The following is a 20,249-nucleotide window of genomic DNA, read 5'->3' on the forward strand; positions in this document are numbered from 1 at the left end:
TTTATTTAAAGAAAAAAGTAAGGAAAAGTAAATAGTAGCACCTCTGTATAGTTTTTGTAGAGGTGGTAAATAAGTATCGTGTATACTGGTTCAGTTACATTTGATACATGAAAATTTATAGTCTTTTCTTCTTTATTATGGGATTTTGCTGGTCCAATAGTCAACAATTACCGTTAGATTTTGAAAACAATTCTTTTCCTTTTTCTTCGTTTTCGGGATCAGGATTTTCATTTAGAGGTGATCCTTCACAAGCAGGTAACCAAGTGGGTGAATTTTTCAATGATGGTGCTGCTGCTTATCAAGGTTTTTTTATTGATTTAGGAACTCCTGTAGATTTAGATAACGATTCAAATCTATCTCTGAGGTTTTATGCCTTTGATCCAAATAGTCACAACATTATAGTAAAACTTGAGAATGGAATCAATACTGATATTGAAGTCAGTACAACTGTAGTTAATTCTCAAAATTCTTGGACAACACTCAATTTTGACTTTTCAAATGCTACAGAAACTGCTACAGGAAGTACAGTTACTGGAACGGGTACTTACAGTCGGATAACCTTATTTATCGATGGTGGTTCCTTAACACCTGGAACCTACCTCATAGACGATATAAACAACAATGCTGTAGTGGGCTCACCTTCTAATCCAATTGATGTAGTCTATACAGATCTTGTATGGTCAGATGAATTTAATACACCTGGTTTCAACAACCCTGTTGATCCAACAAAGTGGTTTCATCAAACACAAATGATTACTCCAATAGGATGGGCAAACGGAGAGATTCAGCACTATACAAATCGATTAGATAATTCTTATGTAGAAAATGGAATGCTACATATAGTTGCAAAAAGAGAAAATTTTACTGATCAAGGTGAGACGAAACAATATACTAGTGCTAGATTGAATTCTAAGTTTGCGTTTACTCATGGTAGAGTAGACGTAAGGGCTAAACTACCAATTGGTGATGGTACGTGGCCAGCTATTTGGATGTTAGGTAAAAATATAAATGAAGATGGTGGTTATTGGGACAGCCAGTTCGGTACAACTAATTGGCCTTTGTGTGGGGAAATCGATATTATGGAACATGGATTAGGGCCCGTAAACCAGGTTTCTGCGGCATTACATACAAATTGTTCAGGATGTTTTGGGGCAACCATGAATTATCAGCCATTTATGTTATCAGATGTTGCAAATACGTTTCATATATATTCGGTCAACTGGTCACCGCAACAAATAACGTTTCTAATAGATGATGTTCCTTTTTATACCTATAACCCTACTATACGTAATGTAGATACTTGGCCGTTTGATGCAGATCAATATTTATTATTGAATGTAGCTATGGGTGGTATTGCTGGAACGGTAGATCCTAATTTTGTGCAGAGTGATATGCAAATTGACTATGTACGTATTTATCAAAATGTGCTATCACTAGATGATGAATCTAGTTATACCTTAAAATTATATCCAAACCCTGCAAAAGAAAGGATTATTATAACATCTTCAAAAACCATAGATGAGTTATATATTTTTGATATGATGGGAAAACAGGTTCATTTCAATCAAAATAATATAGGAACTATTGATGTTTCTCAATTTAGTAATGGGACTTATTTACTTAAGGCAAGAATAGATGATATTGTTATGACCGATAAAATTATTATTCATCACTAATAAACAGGTGTGTCAATAAAATCACGTTCTCTTTAATCAGGTAACTACTGAAAAAGAAATTCTAAAGGGATAATAACTCTATCTCTCCAGGCATTTTCGCTGTGATTCTCTCCAGGGAAGTATCCCGTTCTCCAATTTTTAGCGGTGTAACCTTTCTCTTTAATAATAAAATCAACCTCTTTTTGAATCTCTGGATATAGGGCATCCAAAGTTTCATCACCACAGTCAAAGTATAATTTGTGTGTAGCTGGATCTGGAAGATTGTTCTTTAAGTATTGTTTGAAGGCGTTTGGAATAGGATTGTTTTCCAAAGTAAACGTTCCAGGCCAGTGAGTTGAAAGACATGCAGCACCTCCAAAAACTTGTGGATATTCACATAGAGCATACATAGAAATCAAGCCACCCATACTGCTGCCTGCAATAAAGGTGTTGTCTTTATCTGTATAGGTGTTGAACATCTCATCAATGTGAGGTTTTAACTCACGCACTATGAATTTCAAATAATTATCCGAAGTTGGAGTAAAGCTAGATTTAAGAGGAACATGCGACTGTTTTAATTGTTCATTTACAATATTTCTTTCATCTTTAGTAAGCATTTCAAAAGGTTTTTGTGGGAAATAATCACTATGCCTAGTTTCACCACCATTCCAAATACCTACAATAATAAATTCCTTTGAACATGCATCTCTCTTATAGAATTGATGTGCAGCCTCATCCATTTCCCATGACTGTTTATTCCACGATCCTTTAGCATCGTACAGCATTTGACCATCGTGCATATATAAAACCGAATACCTTTTATTTTTAGAATAATCATCTGGTAACCATATATCAATATTCCTAGCTGTAACGTAATTTGATTTAAAATCAGGAATTCGTTGAATACTACCTTGGGATACCTCTGGTAAATCCTCTTGAGAATGAGTACACGATATACTCATTAAAGTAATTATTAAGATAAAAGCTGTTTTCATCGAGATCTTTTTTTGACTTAATGCGCTTCTAACCAATCATTTCCTAAACCAACTTCAACATCTAGCGGTACACTCATTTTATAGGCATTTTCCATTTCTGTTTTAATGAGTCTTTTCATGTCTTCTAATTCATCATCATGAATATCAAAAACCAATTCATCATGCACCTGAAGTAGCATTTTTGATTTGCAATTTAATGCTTCAAACTTGTTGTGAATATTGATCATGGCTAACTTAATGATGTCAGCAGCACTACCTTGAATAGGTGCGTTCACTGCATTTCGTTCAGCAGCGCCTCGAACAACAGCATTCGAACTATTTATATCTTTCAAGTAGCGTCTACGACCTAACACAGTTTCTACATATCCATTCTCTCTAGCAAAGTCGACTTGTTCTTGCATGTATGCTTTTAACTTAGGATAAGTTGCGTAATAGGTATCAATAAGCTCTTTAGCTTCACTACGAGATAAATCAGTCTGATTGCTTAAACCAAATGCACTTACCCCATAAATAATCCCAAAGTTCACAGTCTTTGCATTACTACGTTGCTCACGGGTAACATCTTGAATGGGAACATTAAATACCCTTGCTGCTGTACTGGCATGAATATCTTCATTGTTTTGAAAAGCTGCGATCATGTTTTCCTCTTCACTTAATGCTGCAATAATGCGCAATTCAATTTGGGAGTAATCAGCCGCGACAAGCCTGTAATTTTCATTGCGTGGTACAAAAGCCTTACGCACTTGTCGGCCACGTTCCGTACGTATAGGTATGTTTTGTAAATTAGGATCTGTGGAGCTTAATCTTCCCGTTGCAGCTACAGTTTGCATGTAGTTAGTGTGTATGCGTTTCGTTTGTTGATTCACCTGATTAGGCAGCGCGTCTACATAGGTTGATTTAAGTTTAGTGAGTCCTCGGTATTCTAAAACATTGGCAACAATTTGATGATCTTTAGCTAGATAACTTAGTACATCTTCTGCAGTAGAATATTGTCCTGTTTTAGTTTTCTTCGGCTTATCGACAAGTTTCATTTTGCCAAATAGTATTTCTCCTAATTGTTTAGGAGATCCTATGTTAAATTCTTCACCTGCAATTTCATATATGTTGGATTCTAACTGGGCTATGTCTTCTGTTAGCTTTCGCGAAAGCGTATCCAAATAATCGCAATCAAGATTTACACCTTCAATCTCCATAGCAGCAAGCACCTTCAAAAGTGGCATTTCTATTTCATGAAATAACTTATCAGTACCAGCAGCAGCTAGTTCTTTGATAAAAAATTCCTTAAGCTGGAACGTGATGTCTGCATCCTCTACGGCGTATTCTTTTACTTTCTCCAAATCCACGTCGCGCATGGATTTTTGATTTTTACCTTTCTTTCCAATTAATTCGGTAATACTTTGTGGCGTATAGTTCAAGTAGGTTTCTGCTAGGACATTCATATTGTGACGCATGTCAGGATTTATTAAATAGTGCGCTAGCATAGTGTCAAACATAGGGCCCTTTACTTTTACCTCATATTTGTCTAGTACTTTAATGTCGTACTTCAAATTTTGTCCAACTTTTTCAATCTGATCAGATTCAAAAAAAGGTTTTAGCTGTTGTAATAGTTCTATGGCTTGTTCTTGATCCTCTGGAAAGGGTAGGTAATAACCCTTGCCTTTTTCCCATGAAAATGCAATTCCTACTAGTTGAGCTATTAAAGGATCAAGTCCTGTGGTTTCAGTATCAAAACAAACGCTGTTTTGATTCATTAAGGTCTGAATAAATAATTTTGTCCCCATTCCAGGCTGCACGATCTGGTACAAATGATCGGTGGTTGAAAGTGTGTTACGACCAGTGGCATCAGCCTCTGCAGCGGTACCTGATCCTGGTGTAGAAAACAAATCAAATTGACCACTTGATGAACTGGTGCTGTTATCAGAAGTTGTTTTTTTATTATCTTCTTTATAGTTAACACCAGGGACTTTATCTGGGGCAAATATTTTGGCTAGTGTTTCTTTGGCACGACGAAATTCCAATTCATCAAAAATCTCATGAACTTTCTCAACATCTGGATCATCCAGTGTGTATTTACTTGCGTTAAATTGAACAGGACAATCCAATTTAATGGTTGCAAGCTGTTTTGAAAGAAAACCTAATTCTCTATTAGCTTCTACTTTTTCTTTCATTTTACCTTTAAGTTGATCAAGGTTTTCATAAAGTCCTTCCATGGATCCATAGGCCTTAATAAACTTTTTTGCAGTTTTATCTCCTACTCCAGGTAACCCTGGAATGTTATCACTGGCATCACCCATCATTCCTAAATAGTCGATTACTTGTTCAGGTCGATCTACTTCAAACTTTTTTTGAACTTCGGGAATGCCCCATATTTCTATCCCATTACCCATGCGAGCAGGACGATACATGTAGATATTGTCAGAAACTAACTGTGCATAATCCTTATCTGGTGTTACCATATAAACGGTAAATCCTTCTTTTTCGGCTTGTTTTGATAAAGTACCTATTAAATCATCGGCCTCGATACCAGCTTCCTCAATAATGGGAATATGCATCGCCTTTAATATTTGTTGTATGTAGGGTACGGCTATTTTTATTGCTTCTGGTGTTTCGTCACGATTAGCTTTATAATCTGCATATAGTTCGGTACGCTCTGCACTTCCTTCCTTGTCAAAGGCAACAGCTAGGTATTCTGGTTTTTCACGTCTTATAACGTCAAAAAGGCTGTTAGTAAATCCCATTATGGCACTGGTATCCATGCCTTGTGAATTGATTCTAGGATTTTTAATAAGTGCATAATATCCTCTAAAAATTAAAGCATAAGCATCTAGTAAAAACAGTCTTTTATCGTCGGTTCCGTCGTTCGTCATGATGAAAATTTGAGAAGGTTAAAGATAAAACTATATGCTAGGGTGAGCAAGAGCGCCGGCTTTAACTTTATCTTAATCCATAACCTGTTGTATTGAGTTAATTTAGCGCCATGAGATTTATATATATCATAGGTTTTTTCATTATTGTTGAAATTTATGCTTTTCAACTTATTCGAGTACTAGCCAAGGGTCATTGGTGGAAATGGGTATATCTAGCGGTATCAATACTTATTTTCCTAAATGTTGTTTTACAATTCTATTTATCTCCAGATCGCACTCAAGTAGTTCCAGTAAGAGATTTTGCAGTAACCTTATTTTTGGCTTTTCTAGCAGCCAAAACGGTCTTCTTACTCATCATGTTCTTCGAGGATATTGTGAGGATTGTAGAAGGTGTTATCTCGCTTTCGCGAAAGCATAACTCTACCGACCTAGAAGGAATGTCTGACGCTAGCTCATCTTTCCTGCCTAGCCGTCGTTCATTTATAGCCAAAACGGGACTAGCACTTGCTGCATTACCTTTCGGTGCTATTTTATATGGAGCTTGGAAAGGGAAATACAATTATCAAGTACGTGAATATGAATTAAGTTTTGATGATTTACCCGAAGAATTTAATGGTTATAAAATTTCTCAAATAAGTGATATTCACGTAGGTAGTTTTGATGACAAGGATGAGGTAGCCTATGCCATTGACCTTGTAAATAAACAACAAAGTGATGTCATATTATTCACAGGTGATCTGGTTAATAATGTGGCACGAGAACTCTATGGCTGGGAAGATATCCTGGGAAGATTAAAGGCAAAGGATGGTGTATTTTCTGTACTAGGGAATCATGATTATGGTGATTATGTGAATTGGGTTAGTCAAAGTGAAAAGCGTAAAAATCTTGAAGAGTTATTCCAGATTCAAAAGAATATGGGATGGCGATTAATGATGGATGAAGCACATGAAATTAAGAGAGGTACGGATAGTTTACATATTGTAGGAGTTCAAAATTATGGTGGTGGACGTTTTCCTAAATATGGTAATCTAGACAAAGCTAGCGCCTCGTTGTCGGATTCTAGTTTTAAAGTTTTAATGAGTCATGATCCTAGTCACTGGGAATTACAAGTTAAAGATCATCCTAAAAAGTTTCATCTCACTCTAAGTGGTCATACTCATGGAATGCAATTTGGTGTCGAGATACCTGGTTTTTTTAAATGGAGTCCAGTGAGTTTTGTTTACAAACGATGGGCTGGTATCTATAAGGAATTAGATCAATTTTTAAATGTTAACCGTGGATTTGGTTTCATAGGTTATTCTGGACGAGCAGGAATTTGGCCAGAGATAACAGTGATAACCTTAAAACGTGCTTAATAGGGTAAAGTTTCTTATTTTTGATAAGATAAGGTGTACTTGATATGTCAAAATTTGGCGAGCTTATAAATACTGAAAAACCTGTTCTACTTAGTTTTTTTACCGAGTGGAATGAGGAATCACAAAGTATGCAGGATATTTTAAAAAATGTTGCTGCTACCCTTGGTGATCAGGCAAAAGTGATAAAAATCAATGTCGATAAGAATGTCGAGTTGTCCAACGCCCTACGTATTAAAACCTTGCCTACTTTTATCCTTTATAAGTCTGGTGAGATGATGTGGCGTCAAAGTGGAATACAAGATGGAAATGCTCTTGTTACCCTACTACAACAGTACTCTTAAATTAAAGTGTTGCTGTTTCCCAGGCATTGTCCTTCACGTATTGTAAATATTCGGGAAGCACTTGTTTCAACATTTCTAGAAATTTGTCACTGTCATGAAACACAATAATGCTTCCGTTTTTAGTATGCTTTTTCAACTGTTTTAATACAACAGTTGGGTTTTGATTAACATCAAAATCTCCTGAAAGTACGTCCCACATTATAATTTGATAACTTAGTTTTTTAATGAGTTATAAGTAGATAGCCCTAATTTACCATACGGTGGTCTAAACAACTTTGATTTAATAGAAGACTCTGCAAGCTTTACATTTTTAATGTATTGTTTGTTATTGGTTTTCCAACTATTTAAATGGTGTTGAGTATGATTACCTGTTTGATGACCACCATTTAGTATGCTATCATAAAGATCAGGATGTTTAATTACATTATCTCCTACACAAAAAAAAGTAGCTTTCATTCCATAGGAATCTAAAAGCTCTAGAACATACGCTGTTGCATCTGGTTGTGGTCCATCATCAAAGGTTAAATAAACTTTTTTTTCTGAACGGCTTTTGTGCCAGATACAACCTGGGAAAAGGGAAGTGACCCAATCAGGATTATGAAAGGGATACCATCTCATTTTTAATCCAGGCTATCTGACTTTGGAGTTTGTAAAGATTCAAGATCAGTATTTTCCTCGTTTATTCTTAGTAATTCTACCATCGCACTATCGATTAACGCAGGATCTAAATCGTCGCTATTTGACGATAAAGTATTTACAATACTTAATTTTTCTCTAGGATCATACTGTTTAGGGAATCGCATCATATATTCATTAAAAATATCAATTTGCTCAGTAGCAAATTTCATATCTTTTGCTAGAATAGCAGACTGTACAAGGTTTCTATATCTTTCAACAGCAGTGATAATTGCAATGCTCACATCTTCACCTTGATCATCAATATTAAAGTTTTCATAGAACTCTAATTCATCTTGATATTTGGCAATTACTCTCAATAGTAAATCTCGTGCTTTTTCTATTTTACCAACATTATAATAACCAGTCACAAAGGGTTCTATCATAGAATAATGGCCAAATAATTCTAAAGGCATTTTTTCCATTCCAAGGTCTAGGATTTCCTCAGCTTTATCTAGTTTACCTTCTTCGGTAAGTGCGGTAGCTACTCGGGTGATATTACTTCTAAACCCTACACTATTGCGTCTAGTTTCTACATCGTGTAAAACATCTGGATTACCGCTGTTGCCCCATTTCCAACTTTTTAATACCTCATATCCATGATCAGCATCAACGCGACCCATTGAAAATGGATCTCTAGGGTCGTATTCTGATTTTATAGGTATTAAACGATAAGCGCAGCCATCTAATTGAAGATAATCTTTCATCCAGATATAGTCTTCGTCACCAAAGGCACCACCAGAAAAATAAATAGGTCGTTCCCAGTTATTAGCTGCAAGAATATCCAGCATGAACATTCTGTTTTTATATACATAATCACTGTCTAGTTCAATGATTATTTCGTCAACTATTTTATCAGCATCTTTTTCAGGTACAACACCATTAGCTAGTACAGCCTGCTTATTGACAGGAACTCGTATGAATTTACTAGGATAAGTATGTTCTTCATAAGGCCCAAATCGATCTTCCATGGTATAACGCTTGTTGCTGCGTACCCATGCCATCCAGTCTGTGATGTCCAGCGTATCTTTAAGGAATGCCTTAGGAGCACCCATTTCGATAGCTTTTTCTTTATCTAATGGTAATAAAACATCTCTCGTGCCGTAGGTGTAATCGCTGTGTGATAAAGTGCTAGGAACTGGTGCGCTGTCCCATGCTTGCTTTTTCATATCATCCATATACCAGGCTGTGCTTAATAGGGAAGTACATACAACCCTAACATCGGTGCGATAATTCTCAACCTCTTGTAAATACCATAAAGGGAACGTGTCATTATCGCCTATTGTAAATATCATGGCGTTAGGTAGACAGCTATCTAAGTATTTGCGCGCATTTTCTAAGGCAGAGTATTTTCCTGATCTATCATGGTCGTCCCAGTTTTGAACACCCATGAGCAAAGGTGCTGCTGCAAAACAAGCCACGAGTGAAACTAATTGTGCTGGCTTTGATTTTATAAGGTCTCTTAATCCTTCATAGATAGAATAAACTCCCATTCCTATCCACATAGAAAATACTAAAAAGGAACCTACATAGGCATAATCACGTTCTCTTACTTGAAAAATGGCTTGATTAAGGTAAATAATTATAGCTATGCCGGTGAAAACAAAAAGTACTAGGGTAACATAAAAAGATTTTTTATCTTTTGTAAAATGAAATATAGCACCTAATAAACCTAGGATTAATGGTAAAAAGAAATAAGTGTTGCGTGCAGGATTATTTAACATGTCCTCACTTAACTCATCTTGATTACCTAGTCTGAATTCATCAATAAATTTAATTCCGCTTATCCAGTTACCATTAAATGGATCCCATTCTCCTTGAACATCATTCTGTCTTCCGGTAAAATTCCACATGAAGTATCTTAAGTACATGTATGAAATTTGATAATTCAACATGTAATCTACGTTTTGAAAGAACCCTGGTTTTGAAACAGTAATATAATCTCTTAAACCTACAATGGCATTGATATACTCGTTAGTTTCAATTTTTCCTGATTTGTAATCTAGTTCTAACTGGCCTAAAACCTCTAGTAGTTGTGGATTGTTTTCATATCCTTTTTTGATTTTATAAGGCAGCTCACCCATGTATTCAACATAATTAGTAGCCCTACTACCGTCGGTCATTCTAGGAAAAAACCTTTGTGATCGCTATGAGTGTTTTGAGCAGCATCCTCATAATTATTTACGATCACGTACTTTCCTAATTCATCATTGCGCTCATATTTAGGTTTCTCATCCACGTAAGGCTCATCAGGATCTAGACCTACATACCTATCGGTAAATGAAGGTCCGTAGAAAATAGTTTGTTTAGGATACTGTTCACGATTATAGTAAGCCAGTAATGATCGTGCGTCCTCGGGACGGTTTTCATTTATAGGAACTCCAGCATTTGATCTTATGGGCAACATTACCCATGAGGAAAAACCAATTAGGATAAATGCGATACTTAGTGTTATGGTATTTAGGAGTGGTAGATTACGCTTTCGCGAAAGCGTAATTAAATAAATGAATAAGGCTACAATTAAAACAAAAACTATAACAGTACCATAATTGAATGGCAACCCGATGTCATTGACAAAGAAAATCTCCAGTTGACCAAAAATAGCCAAGGTATTAGGTCCCAAGAATAGGAACACAAATAGAAGGACTGCGACAACAGCGACATTTGCGAGTATGAAATTAAGAGGAGTAATTTTTTTATAATGCTTGAAGTACCATAAAAGTCCAATAGCTGGAATAGTAAGTAACCCTAGAAAGTGCACTCCAAAGGAAAGACCTATAATAAATGAGATTAAAATAAGCCAGCGATTACCTCTAGGCTTAAGCATGTCGCGCTCCCACAAAAGGCCTAGGTAAAACATTAAACTCATGAGCATGGTTGTCATGGCATATACTTCTGCCTCTACAGCATTAAACCAAAAGCTGTCAGTTACAGCAAAGGCTAATGAGCCTATCATCGCGCTACCTAGGACCATAGTATCGCTTGCCTTATCTTTAAGTATGTGGTTTCTAAGTAATAAAGTGAGTGACCAAAACATAAAAAGCACAGCAAAGGCGCTTGAAAATACCGACATCAAATTCACCATGTAGGCGATTTGAGTAGCATCAGTAGTGAAAATTGAGAAAAATGCGCCTAGCATTTGATACAACGGTGCTCCAGGTGGATGTCCTACCTCGAGCATTGCAGATGTTGCGATGTACTCACCAGCGTCCCAAAAACTTATTGTAGGTTCTACTGTAAGCCAGAATATGGTTAAAGCGATGGCAAAGGTGATCCATCCAATGATTTTATTTAGTTGATCGTAATTCCAATTCATAATTGTGGTAAAATCTATGGGCGAAAATAAGCATTCTTATTCATGCTTTTGTAAAGCATAACGGCAAAACCTAGTAGTTCTTGTACGGTAAAAGGCTAGATTATAGGTGGGAACAATTTTTTAATTTTTTTCGATTTTTTTTGCACAGTTATAGGTTTGTATTAAATTTGCATCCGCTTAGATGGCCTATGGTGTAATGGTAACACTGCGGTTTTTGGTACCGTCATTCTAGGTTCGAGTCCTAGTAGGCCAACAAGTAACGAGAAATCCCGAAGTTTTTGCTTCGGGATTTTTTTATTGTTCTTGTTTTTAAATTTAGTTTTTAGACTACTTAATTCTAAAAGTGATGACAGGAAGACTGCTGTGGTTAACTACATCTTCACTTACACTACCGTTAAAGAAGTGAGATAAACCACGACGTCCGTGTGTTGCCATTCCTATAACATCGGCCTTGATGTCCTTGGAGAAATTAAAAACACCTTCTTCTACCGATTGGTCATTGTATATAGTGTAATCTTTGGGTTCTACATTTACATTTTTTAAATATTCCTGCATTTTGGCGCTGGCGTCTCTAGTGGATAAAAAATTCCCTGGTGTATTTACGTATAGTAAGTGTAAATGGCAATTGGTTTGTCTGGCAAAATTATCAGCCTCTTTAAGAGCGCTTGTTGAATTAGGGTCTAGATCAGTTGCAAAAACGAATTCGTTTACATCCAATCTTTCTTTACGGTCTTTTACGATAAGTACCGGAATTTCAGAATTGCGCACTACTTTTTCTGCATTAGAACCTATAAATAGATTTTTAACACCATCGGCACCATGTGAACCCATTACAATAATATCGGCATTATGTCTTTTTACGGTGTCCATAATTCCGCTAAATGCTGCGCCAGTAGCAACGTCACCATGTACGGTTACTCCATCTAAGAAATCTGCTTTCATCAAGTTGTCAAACTTTTCTTTGGCTAATTTCATAAAGAATACAGCTTCAGGCAAATTAGAGCTACCGTTGTTTGCTAGGTGTAAAGGAAGGTCTAGTTGATGAAGAAGGTATACTTCGCCATCATTTTCACGTGCCATATCGGCCGCTATTCTCAATGCGTTTTCTGCTTGAATGGAGAAATCAGTAGGGACGATTATTTTTTTCATCTTGGTGGATTTTAGTGAGTATTAAAGATAGTGAATTTATCGATAATCATAAATAGCTGTGTTACTTGCAGTAATCATTAAATCGTGTTATATTTGCAGCGTATTTGAAAGGATTCGAGGGGACGATTGTCCCCTCTTTTTATAGCTATGTTGAAAGAAAAAGCACTTGAATTACTAAATGAAGCGTTTGAAGAGCGTCCTGATTTATATCTAATCGATTTTAAAATGGGATCTAGTAATGACATGAAAGTAATCATCGATGGTGATAATGGCGTGACTCTTGCAGATTGCGTATTTGTTTCTAGAGCAGTAGAGCACAACCTGGATAGAGATGAAGTTGATTTCTCGATAGAGGTTACGAGCGCAGGAGCTACAACTCCTTTAGAACTGCCTAGACAATACAAGAAAAATATAGGACGCACACTAGAGATTACCGATCGAGAAAAACGTTCAGAAACTGGTGAGCTTATTTCGGTTCAAGAAAATGGTGTAACCATTAAGTGGAAAGCACGTGTTCCTAAAACGGTGGGAAAAGGAAAAATGACTGTTGAAAAAGAATGGTCTCCTTCATTTGAAGAGATCAAAAAAGCAAAAGTGGTAATAAAATTTAATTAATATCAAGATATGGAAAATCTCGCGTTGATCGAGTCTTTTTCTGAGTTTAAGGATGAAAAAATGATAGATCGCGTCACGTTGATGGCGATACTTGAAGATGTTCTTAGGACTGCATTGAAAAGAAAGTATGGAGAGGATGATAACTTTGATATTATCATTAATCCTGATAAAGGAGATTTAGAAATATGGCGTAATCGCGTCGTAGTGGCAGATGATGAGGTTGAGGATGATAATTCAGAGATTTCATTAACCGAGGCTCGTAAAATAGAGCCAGATTATGAAGTTGGAGAAGATGTTGCAGAAGAGGTTAAATTAGTACAATTAGGTCGCCGAGCTATTTTGGCGCTTAGACAAAATTTAATTTCAAAAATTCATGAACACGATAACACAAACATCTTTAAACAATTTAAAGATCTTGAAGGTGAGTTGTACAGTGCCGAAGTTCACCACATCAGACATAGAGCGATTATATTGCTAGATGATGAAGGAAATGAAATTATTCTACCTAAAGATCGACAAATACCATCTGACTTTTTTAGAAAAGGGGAGAATGTTAGAGGAGTAATAGAGAGCGTTGAAATGAGAGGTACAAAACCTAACATCGTTCTTTCTCGTACATCTCCTAAATTCTTAGAAAAGCTTTTTGAGCAAGAAATCCCAGAAGTTTTTGATGGGGTTATTCAGGTTAAAGCAGTGGTTAGAGAACCAGGTGAAAAAGCAAAAGTAGCAGTCGATAGTTACGATGATAGAATTGACCCTGTAGGAGCCTGTGTTGGTGTTAAAGGTTCTCGTATTCACGGTATTGTACGTGAACTAGGAAATGAAAATATTGATGTAATTAACTTTACTAACAATACACAGTTGTATATTGCACGCGCATTGAGTCCAGCTAAGATTATTTCAATGAATCTAGATGAGGAAAATAAACGTGCTGAAGTAACTTTACATCCTGACGAGGTATCAAAAGCGATAGGTAGACGTGGACATAACATACGTCTTGCAGGAAAGCTTACAGGATACGAAATAGATGTTATTCGTGAAGGTGCTGAAGAAGATGTAGAGCTTACCGAATTCTCTGATGAAATCGAAATGTGGATTATCGAAGAATTCAAGAAAATAGGTTTGGATACTGCCAAAAGTGTTCTAGAGCAAGACGTTGCTGACTTAATAAAACGTACTGATCTTGAGGATGAAACTATTTATGAGGTAGTAAACATTCTTAAGTCTGAATTTGAAGATTAAATAGTAGTCACAACCCGTAACCATATTTATGGCTGAAATTAAAAATATGAGACTTAATAAAGTGCTTCGAGAATTTAATATTTCTCTTGATCGCGCTGTAGAATATCTTAACGCCCAAGGTATCGAGATTGAAGCTCGACCTACGACTAAGATTGATGCTACTGTGTATCAAGCACTTGCTGATGAGTTTCAGACAGACAAAAGCAAGAAGGTAGCCTCTAAAGAAGTAAGCGCCGAAAAACGCAAGGAACAAGAAGAATTGCGTTTACAGCGTGAGAAGGAGCAAGAGGAAAAGCAGCGCATTAAGGAAGAAAAAATCATTAAAGCCAAAGCTAAACTGGACGGACCTAAACAGGTAGGTAAAGTAGATTTAGATGCTAAACGTGAAGAAACTGTTGAGGAGCCAACTCCTGAGAAAAAGGAAGAACCTGTTGCTAAAGTTGAAAAACAAACCCAAGACAAAACTCCTGAAAAGGTAGAAGAGAAAACTCCTGAAAAGGAAACTCAAGGACCAGCAGTAGTTTCAAACAGAAAAGCTGTTAAAGGAGCAACTATTAAGGGTAAAATTGATCTTGAACCTAAAAAGAAGAAGGAAGCGCCTAAAAAAGCTGCTCCTAAAAAAGAGGAAGCTAAACAAGATCAAAAACCGATTCCAAAAAAGGAAACTCCTAAAAAGGAAGTAAAGACAGAGAAGCCTGCTCCTGAGAAAGCTGCAGCTCCTGAAAATTCTGAACCAGAGAAGATTCAAACGGAATATAAGAAATTAGATGGGTTAAAGGTTACGGGACAAAAAATAGACCTTTCTAAATTTCAAAAACCGAAAAAGAAGACAGATTCTTCAAGAGGTAAACGTAAACGTATCTCTAAACCTGATAACCGTCGTGGCGGTAAACCAGGAGGAAACAAACCAAGTAATAAACGAGGTAGAAAGAATGTTGTTAAGGAGGAGCCTACTGATGAGGAAATCCAAAAACAAGTTCGCGAGACATTAGAAAAACTGCAAGGTAAATCTAACAAGTCCAAAGCTGCTCGTTACCGTCGTGATAAACGTGATCAACATAGAGAGCGCGTTGAACAAGAACAAGCTAGTGCAGAAGAAAAGATCCTTAAAGTTACAGAGTTTGTTACCGTTAACGATCTAGCTACTATGATGGATGTTCAGGTTAACCAAATTATTGGAGCTTGTATGTCCCTAGGTATGATGGTGACAATGAATCAAAGACTGGATGCAGAAACAATGACTATAGTAGCTGAGGAATTTGGCTATGAAGTAGAGTTTGTTACTGCCGATATTGAAGATTCAATTACAGAAGTTGAGGACAACGAAGAAGATCTAGAAACAAGAGCTCCTATTGTTACAGTAATGGGACACGTAGATCACGGTAAAACATCATTACTGGATTACATACGTGAGGAAAATGTAATCGCTGGCGAAAGTGGAGGAATTACACAGCACATTGGTGCTTATGGTGTGACTCTTGATAATGGTCAACGTATTGCTTTTCTTGATACACCAGGTCACGAGGCCTTTACAGCCATGCGTGCTCGTGGTGCACAAGTTACTGACATCGCAATTATTGTAATTGCAGCAGATGATGATGTAATGCCACAAACTAAAGAGGCAATTAGTCACGCCCAAGCCGCAGGAGTTCCTATCGTATTTGCTATAAATAAGGTGGATAAACCAACTGCAAATCCAGATAAGGTAAAAGAGTCGCTAGCAAATATGAATTTACTAGTCGAAGATTGGGGTGGAAAAATTCAATCACACGATATATCAGCCAAAACTGGTTTAGGTGTTCAAGAATTACTTGAAAAAGTAATCTTAGAAGCCGAGTTACTTGATCTAAAAGCAAATCCTAATAAACCTGCTGTAGGTACAGTTGTAGAAGCCTACTTGGATAAAGGACGTGGATATGTTTCTACCATTCTTGTTGAAGCTGGTACTCTTAAAATCGGAGACTACGTTCTTGCGGGACGTACACACGGTAAAGTAAAAGCAATGCATGATGAGCGTGGTAAAGTTATTGAAATAGCTGGGCCATCAACTCCGGTTTCTATTTTAGGATTAGATGGAGCACCACAAGCAGGTGATAAGTTCCATGTGTTTGAAGATGAACGCGAGGCCAAAGACATTGCTGCTAAACGTACACAGTTACAACGTGAACAATCTGTACGTACTCAGAAAACGCTGTCACTTGATGAAATCGGTAGACGTATTGCTTTAGGAGACTTTAAAGAACTTAACTTAATCCTGAAAGGAGATGTTGATGGATCTGTAGAGGCACTTACTGACTCGTTCCAAAAACTTTCAACTGAAGAAATACAAGTTAATATCATCCATAAAGGTGTAGGTGCAATTACAGAAAGTGATGTGCTTCTTGCAACAGCTTCAGATGCGATTATCATCGGGTTTAACGTAAGACCGCAAGGTAATGCTCGTACAGTAGCAGAGAAGGAAGAGGTGGATATCCGTACTTACAGCATAATCTATGATGCGATTAACGATCTTAAGGATGCGATGGAAGGAATGCTTTCTCCTGAGCTTAAGGAGGAAATTACCGGAGATGCAGAGGTTCGTCAGACATTCAAGATATCTAAAGTAGGTACCATTGCAGGTTGTATGGTTCTTAATGGTAAGATATATCGTAATAGTGGCGTGCGCCTAATTCGAGATGGTGTTGTTAAGTATACTGGTGAACTTGCAGCTCTTAAACGTTTCAAAGATGACGTTAAGGAAGTAGCAAAAGGTTATGAATGTGGTATGCAAATCAAGAATTACAATGATCTACAAGAAGGAGATATTATTGAATGTTTCCGTGAGGTAGAAGTAAAGAAAACTTTGAAATAATAAGTGATTCTTATAGAATATAGAAACCGTTACTTATTCAAGTAACGGTTTTTTTTATGTAAAAAGATTTGGAGTGTTACCTCGCTTTCGCGAAAGCTATATTCCCACTATATTTATGAAAAATAACCCATGTCAAATACTGATTTAATTATTGAGGAGCGCAGTCGCGATATCGGTGACTTTCTAGTAGGTAGGTTGATTCCTTTTAGGAAAAAGCGCATGGTAGGCCCATTTATATTTATCGATCACATGGGACCAACAAAACTAGGTCCAGATAAGTATATGGATGTGGATCAACATCCTCACATAGGGTTATCCACTCTTACTTATTTAATGGAAGGTTCGATAATGCATGAAGACTCTCTAGGAACCAGACAGCTCATTGAACCAGGTTCTGTTAACTGGATGGTTTCAGGAAGTGGTTGCTCTCACACAGAACGCACACCAGATCAATTAAGGCACGATAGAGTTGAGTTTACCATGCATGGTTATCAAATATGGGTAGCCTTGCCCAAGGAACTTGAAAATACGGTTCCAGAATTTCATCACATCGATGCCAATGAGTTACCTAATTGGGAAGATGGCGCTGCAAAATTCACACTTGTAGCTGGAACTGGTTATGGTAAAACATCACCTGTTCCCGTACATTCTCCTTTATTCATGATTGATATTAAAACCACAGCCGATTATGATTTGTGGATTGCTGATAATTTAAAAGGAGAGGTAGGTGTTACCATAGTTGAAGGTGGTGTGATCGCTTGTGATAAAGCCGTAAGTGCTGGAAATATGCTGGTAAGTAAAACAGAAAACGTGTGCAACCTTACGATCAAAGCCAACAGCCATATATTACTATTTGGTGGTGAACCATTACCAGAACAACGTTTTATACACTGGAATTTTGTGAGTAGTTCAAAGGATAAGATTGAAGAAGCTAAGCAAGCGTGGCGTAATAAAACATTTCCTATGATGGATAATGATGATAGTTATGTACCATTGCCTGGATCATAGGAAACTCTTAATTCGAGCGAACTAAAATGAAATCTTAGGTTCATTAAATAAAAAAGCAGCTGTAAAGCTGCTTTTTTATTTATAAGATGGATTACTTAGTATGTTTATGCTATGGTAGCGCCATTTACAACAGCGTCATCTGGATTAACAAAAACCAGTTTACCATCAGGATCTTCGGCTAGTAAAATCATACCTTGAGATTCTACACCACGTAATTTTCTAGGCGCAAGATTGGCAAGTACGGTAACTTTACGTCCTATTAATTCTTCTGCTGTAAAATGTTGTGCTATTCCAGAAACTATAGTACGTTTATCGATACCAGTATCTACGGTCATTACCATTAGTTTGTCCGTTTTAGGCATCTTTTCAGCAGTTAGAATTTCTCCTACTCGCAGATCCATTTTCATGAAGTCATCGTAATTTGTCTCTTCTTTTTGTGGCATAAGTTTAGGATTTGATTGTGCGTTTTCTTTTTTAGTTGCTTCAAGCTTATCTAACTGTTGTTGAACTTGTTCATCCTCAATACGTGAGAATAACAATTGAGTTTTATTAATTTGATGATTAGAAGGAAGTAAAACATCGTTAGTCGCTATGTCGTTCCATGATAAATCCTCTGCTTTTAAATTAAGCATGTTATCTAATTTAAGTGCTGTGTGAGGTAAAAAGGGTTTACTTAATACTGATAAAGCTGTGGCGATTTGTAACCCAACAAACATGATTGTTTGCACTCGATCAGGATCTGTTTTTATAAGTTTCCATGGTTCTTCATCAGCGAGGTATTTATTTCCTAATCTGGCTAGATTAAGTAATTCTGTTGCGCTTTCGCGAAAGCGGAATTTTTCAATACTCTCCTCAATAATAGAAGGGAATTTCTTTAATTCTTCCAGGGTTTGTAGGTCGTAACTACTATAATCATTGGGCTGCGGTACTATTCCATCGTAGTACTTATGCGTGAGCACGAGTGCGCGATTAATAAAGTTACCGAGTACAGCTACTAGTTCGTTATTATTACGTGCTTGAAAATCTTTCCAAGTAAAATTATTGTCTTTTGTTTCTGGGGCATTTGCAGTAAGCACATATCTTAATACATCTTGTTGCCCTGGGAAATCCTCTAGATATTCATGCAGCCATACAGCCCAGTTGCGCGAGGTTGAAATTTTATCGTCTTCTAGATTCAAAAATTCATTTGCAGGGACATTTTCTGGTAGGATGAATTCGCCGTGTGCCTTCAACATGGCAGGGAATATAATACAGTGAAACACGATATTATCCTTACCGATAAAGTGATACAGTTTGGTGTTTTTGTCCTTCCAGTAATTCTCCCAATTTTTACCGGTACGATCTGCCCATTCTTTTGTAGCACTTATATAACCTATAGGAGCGTCAAACCAAACGTAAAGTACTTTACCATCACCACCTTCTACAGGTACAGGAATACCCCAGTCTAGGTCACGAGTTACAGCGCGTGGTTTAAGACCGTCATTTATCCAGCTTTTCACCTGTCCTAGAACATTGGTTTTCCAGTCTGCAGCGTGGTCTTTGACAATCCATTGTTCTAAAAAATCACTGTATTGATCAAGTGGTAAAAACCAGTGTTTTGTTTCTTTAAGTTGTGGTTTATTCCCAGTAATTGCACTACGTGGATCGATTAAGTCTGTTGCATTGTGACTTGTCCCGCATTTTTCACATTGATCACCATACGATTCTGGATTACCACATTTTGGGCAAGTACCTACAACAAATCGATCTGCCAGAAATTCATCAGCCTCTTCATCGTATAGCTGTTCAGTAACCTGTTCAATGAATTTACCTTCTTTATACAATTTCTTAAAAAAGTCGCTTGCTGTTTTATGGTGGATAGGTGCGCTGGTTCTACTGTAATTGTCAAATGAAATACCAAAATCATTAAAACTATCACCTATGATCTTGTGATAACGATCTACTATTTCTTGTGGTGTAACGCCTTCCTTTTTAGCACGTATTGTAATAGGTACTCCGTGTTCATCACTACCGCAAATAAATGCTACATCTTCACCTTTTAAACGTTTAAAACGGGCATAGATATCTGCTGGCACATACACTCCAGCTAGGTGTCCTATGTGAACCGGTCCGTTTGTGTAAGGTAATGCTGCCGTTATTGTTACTCTATTACTCATGCATGTAAAATTAAGAGTACAAAG

General features: G+C 36.9%; 15 protein-coding genes and 1 tRNA gene. 8 read left to right on the plus strand and 8 right to left on the minus strand.

Annotated features, from left to right (window positions below; genetic code table 11):
• The first annotated feature begins 107 nt into the window (after nucleotides 1-107).
• The gene (locus tag BST91_RS12535) at nucleotides 108-1,676 is read left to right on the plus strand and encodes a family 16 glycosylhydrolase (protein WP_085775580.1); all 1,569 of its coding nucleotides are present in this window, start codon (nucleotides 108-110) and stop codon (nucleotides 1,674-1,676) included.
• Between the two features lie 44 nt (nucleotides 1,677-1,720).
• Here the strand turns inward: BST91_RS12535 and BST91_RS12540 are convergent, their stop codons facing one another.
• Together BST91_RS12540 and polA are read right to left on the minus strand one after the other, a co-directional pair.
• Nucleotides 1,721-2,650: an alpha/beta hydrolase gene (locus tag BST91_RS12540; protein ID WP_085775735.1), complete on the minus strand. Its 930-nt coding sequence runs from the start codon at nucleotides 2,648-2,650 to the stop codon at nucleotides 1,721-1,723.
• A gap of 17 nt (nucleotides 2,651-2,667) precedes the next feature.
• Nucleotides 2,668-5,517: a DNA polymerase I gene (polA, locus tag BST91_RS12545; protein WP_085775581.1), complete on the minus strand. Its 2,850-nt coding sequence runs from the start codon at nucleotides 5,515-5,517 to the stop codon at nucleotides 2,668-2,670.
• 110 nt (nucleotides 5,518-5,627) lie between these two features.
• Here polA and BST91_RS12550 point away from each other — a divergent pair, with 110 nt between their 5' ends.
• Nucleotides 5,628-6,872: a metallophosphoesterase gene (locus BST91_RS12550; RefSeq protein WP_085775582.1), complete on the plus strand. Its 1,245-nt coding sequence runs from the start codon at nucleotides 5,628-5,630 to the stop codon at nucleotides 6,870-6,872.
• Between the two features lie 44 nt (nucleotides 6,873-6,916).
• The gene (locus tag BST91_RS12555; RefSeq protein ID WP_042276304.1) at nucleotides 6,917-7,213 is read left to right on the plus strand and encodes a thioredoxin family protein; all 297 of its coding nucleotides are present in this window, start codon (nucleotides 6,917-6,919) and stop codon (nucleotides 7,211-7,213) included.
• Between the two features lies 1 nt (nucleotide 7,214).
• On the opposite strand, the gene BST91_RS13340 is transcribed toward BST91_RS12555, so the two are convergent.
• Genes BST91_RS13340 through BST91_RS13350 form a run of 4 tightly spaced genes read right to left on the minus strand, consistent with a single transcriptional unit; the run spans nucleotide 7,215 to nucleotide 11,204 of the window.
• Complete coding sequence (locus BST91_RS13340; RefSeq protein ID WP_244895641.1) at nucleotides 7,215-7,412, minus strand: polysaccharide deacetylase family protein; 198 nt, start codon at nucleotides 7,410-7,412, stop codon at nucleotides 7,215-7,217.
• 14 nt (nucleotides 7,413-7,426) lie between these two features.
• The gene (locus BST91_RS12560; RefSeq protein ID WP_244895643.1) at nucleotides 7,427-7,831 is read right to left on the minus strand and encodes a polysaccharide deacetylase family protein; all 405 of its coding nucleotides are present in this window, start codon (nucleotides 7,829-7,831) and stop codon (nucleotides 7,427-7,429) included.
• Nucleotides 7,832-7,833: 2 nt separating this feature from the next.
• The gene (locus tag BST91_RS13345) at nucleotides 7,834-10,011 is read right to left on the minus strand and encodes a hypothetical protein (protein WP_244895644.1); all 2,178 of its coding nucleotides are present in this window, start codon (nucleotides 10,009-10,011) and stop codon (nucleotides 7,834-7,836) included.
• Nucleotides 10,008-11,204, minus strand: coding sequence for a glycosyltransferase family 117 protein (locus BST91_RS13350; RefSeq protein WP_244895646.1), 1,197 nt, complete (start codon nucleotides 11,202-11,204; stop codon nucleotides 10,008-10,010). Before BST91_RS13350 ends, BST91_RS13345 begins: the two co-directional genes overlap by 4 nt.
• 182 nt (nucleotides 11,205-11,386) lie before the next feature.
• On the opposite strand from BST91_RS13350, the gene BST91_RS12570 reads away from it, so the two are divergent.
• Nucleotides 11,387-11,457, plus strand: a tRNA-Gln gene (locus BST91_RS12570).
• A gap of 74 nt (nucleotides 11,458-11,531) precedes the next feature.
• Here the strand turns inward: BST91_RS12570 and BST91_RS12575 are convergent.
• Nucleotides 11,532-12,353: a universal stress protein gene (locus BST91_RS12575; protein WP_060523324.1), complete on the minus strand. Its 822-nt coding sequence runs from the start codon at nucleotides 12,351-12,353 to the stop codon at nucleotides 11,532-11,534.
• Nucleotides 12,354-12,500: 147 nt separating this feature from the next.
• On the opposite strand from BST91_RS12575, the gene rimP reads away from it, so the two are divergent.
• The 4 genes from rimP (at nucleotide 12,501) to BST91_RS12595 (ending at nucleotide 18,069) form a co-directional block, all read left to right on the plus strand.
• Nucleotides 12,501-12,968: a ribosome assembly cofactor RimP gene (rimP, locus tag BST91_RS12580; RefSeq protein ID WP_085775583.1), complete on the plus strand. Its 468-nt coding sequence runs from the start codon at nucleotides 12,501-12,503 to the stop codon at nucleotides 12,966-12,968.
• Between the two features lie 9 nt (nucleotides 12,969-12,977).
• Entirely contained in the window at nucleotides 12,978-14,210 is a 1,233-nt protein-coding gene (nusA, locus tag BST91_RS12585) for a transcription termination factor NusA (protein ID WP_060523323.1), read from the plus strand.
• Between the two features lie 28 nt (nucleotides 14,211-14,238).
• Nucleotides 14,239-17,061 carry a translation initiation factor IF-2 gene (infB, locus tag BST91_RS12590; RefSeq protein ID WP_085775584.1) on the plus strand — a complete coding sequence of 941 codons (2,823 nt, stop codon included), beginning with the start codon at nucleotides 14,239-14,241 and terminating at the stop codon, nucleotides 17,059-17,061.
• Nucleotides 17,062-17,190: 129 nt separating this feature from the next.
• Nucleotides 17,191-18,069: a pirin family protein gene (locus BST91_RS12595; protein ID WP_085775585.1), complete on the plus strand. Its 879-nt coding sequence runs from the start codon at nucleotides 17,191-17,193 to the stop codon at nucleotides 18,067-18,069.
• 104 nt (nucleotides 18,070-18,173) lie between these two features.
• Here the strand turns inward: BST91_RS12595 and metG are convergent, their stop codons facing one another.
• Nucleotides 18,174-20,225 carry a methionine--tRNA ligase gene (gene metG / locus BST91_RS12600; protein ID WP_085775586.1) on the minus strand — a complete coding sequence of 684 codons (2,052 nt, stop codon included), beginning with the start codon at nucleotides 20,223-20,225 and terminating at the stop codon, nucleotides 18,174-18,176.
• Nucleotides 20,226-20,249 lie beyond the last annotated feature (24 nt).

The sequence above is a fragment of the Nonlabens tegetincola genome, assembly GCF_002117085.1.
GTDB lineage: Bacteria > Bacteroidota > Bacteroidia > Flavobacteriales > Flavobacteriaceae > Nonlabens > Nonlabens tegetincola.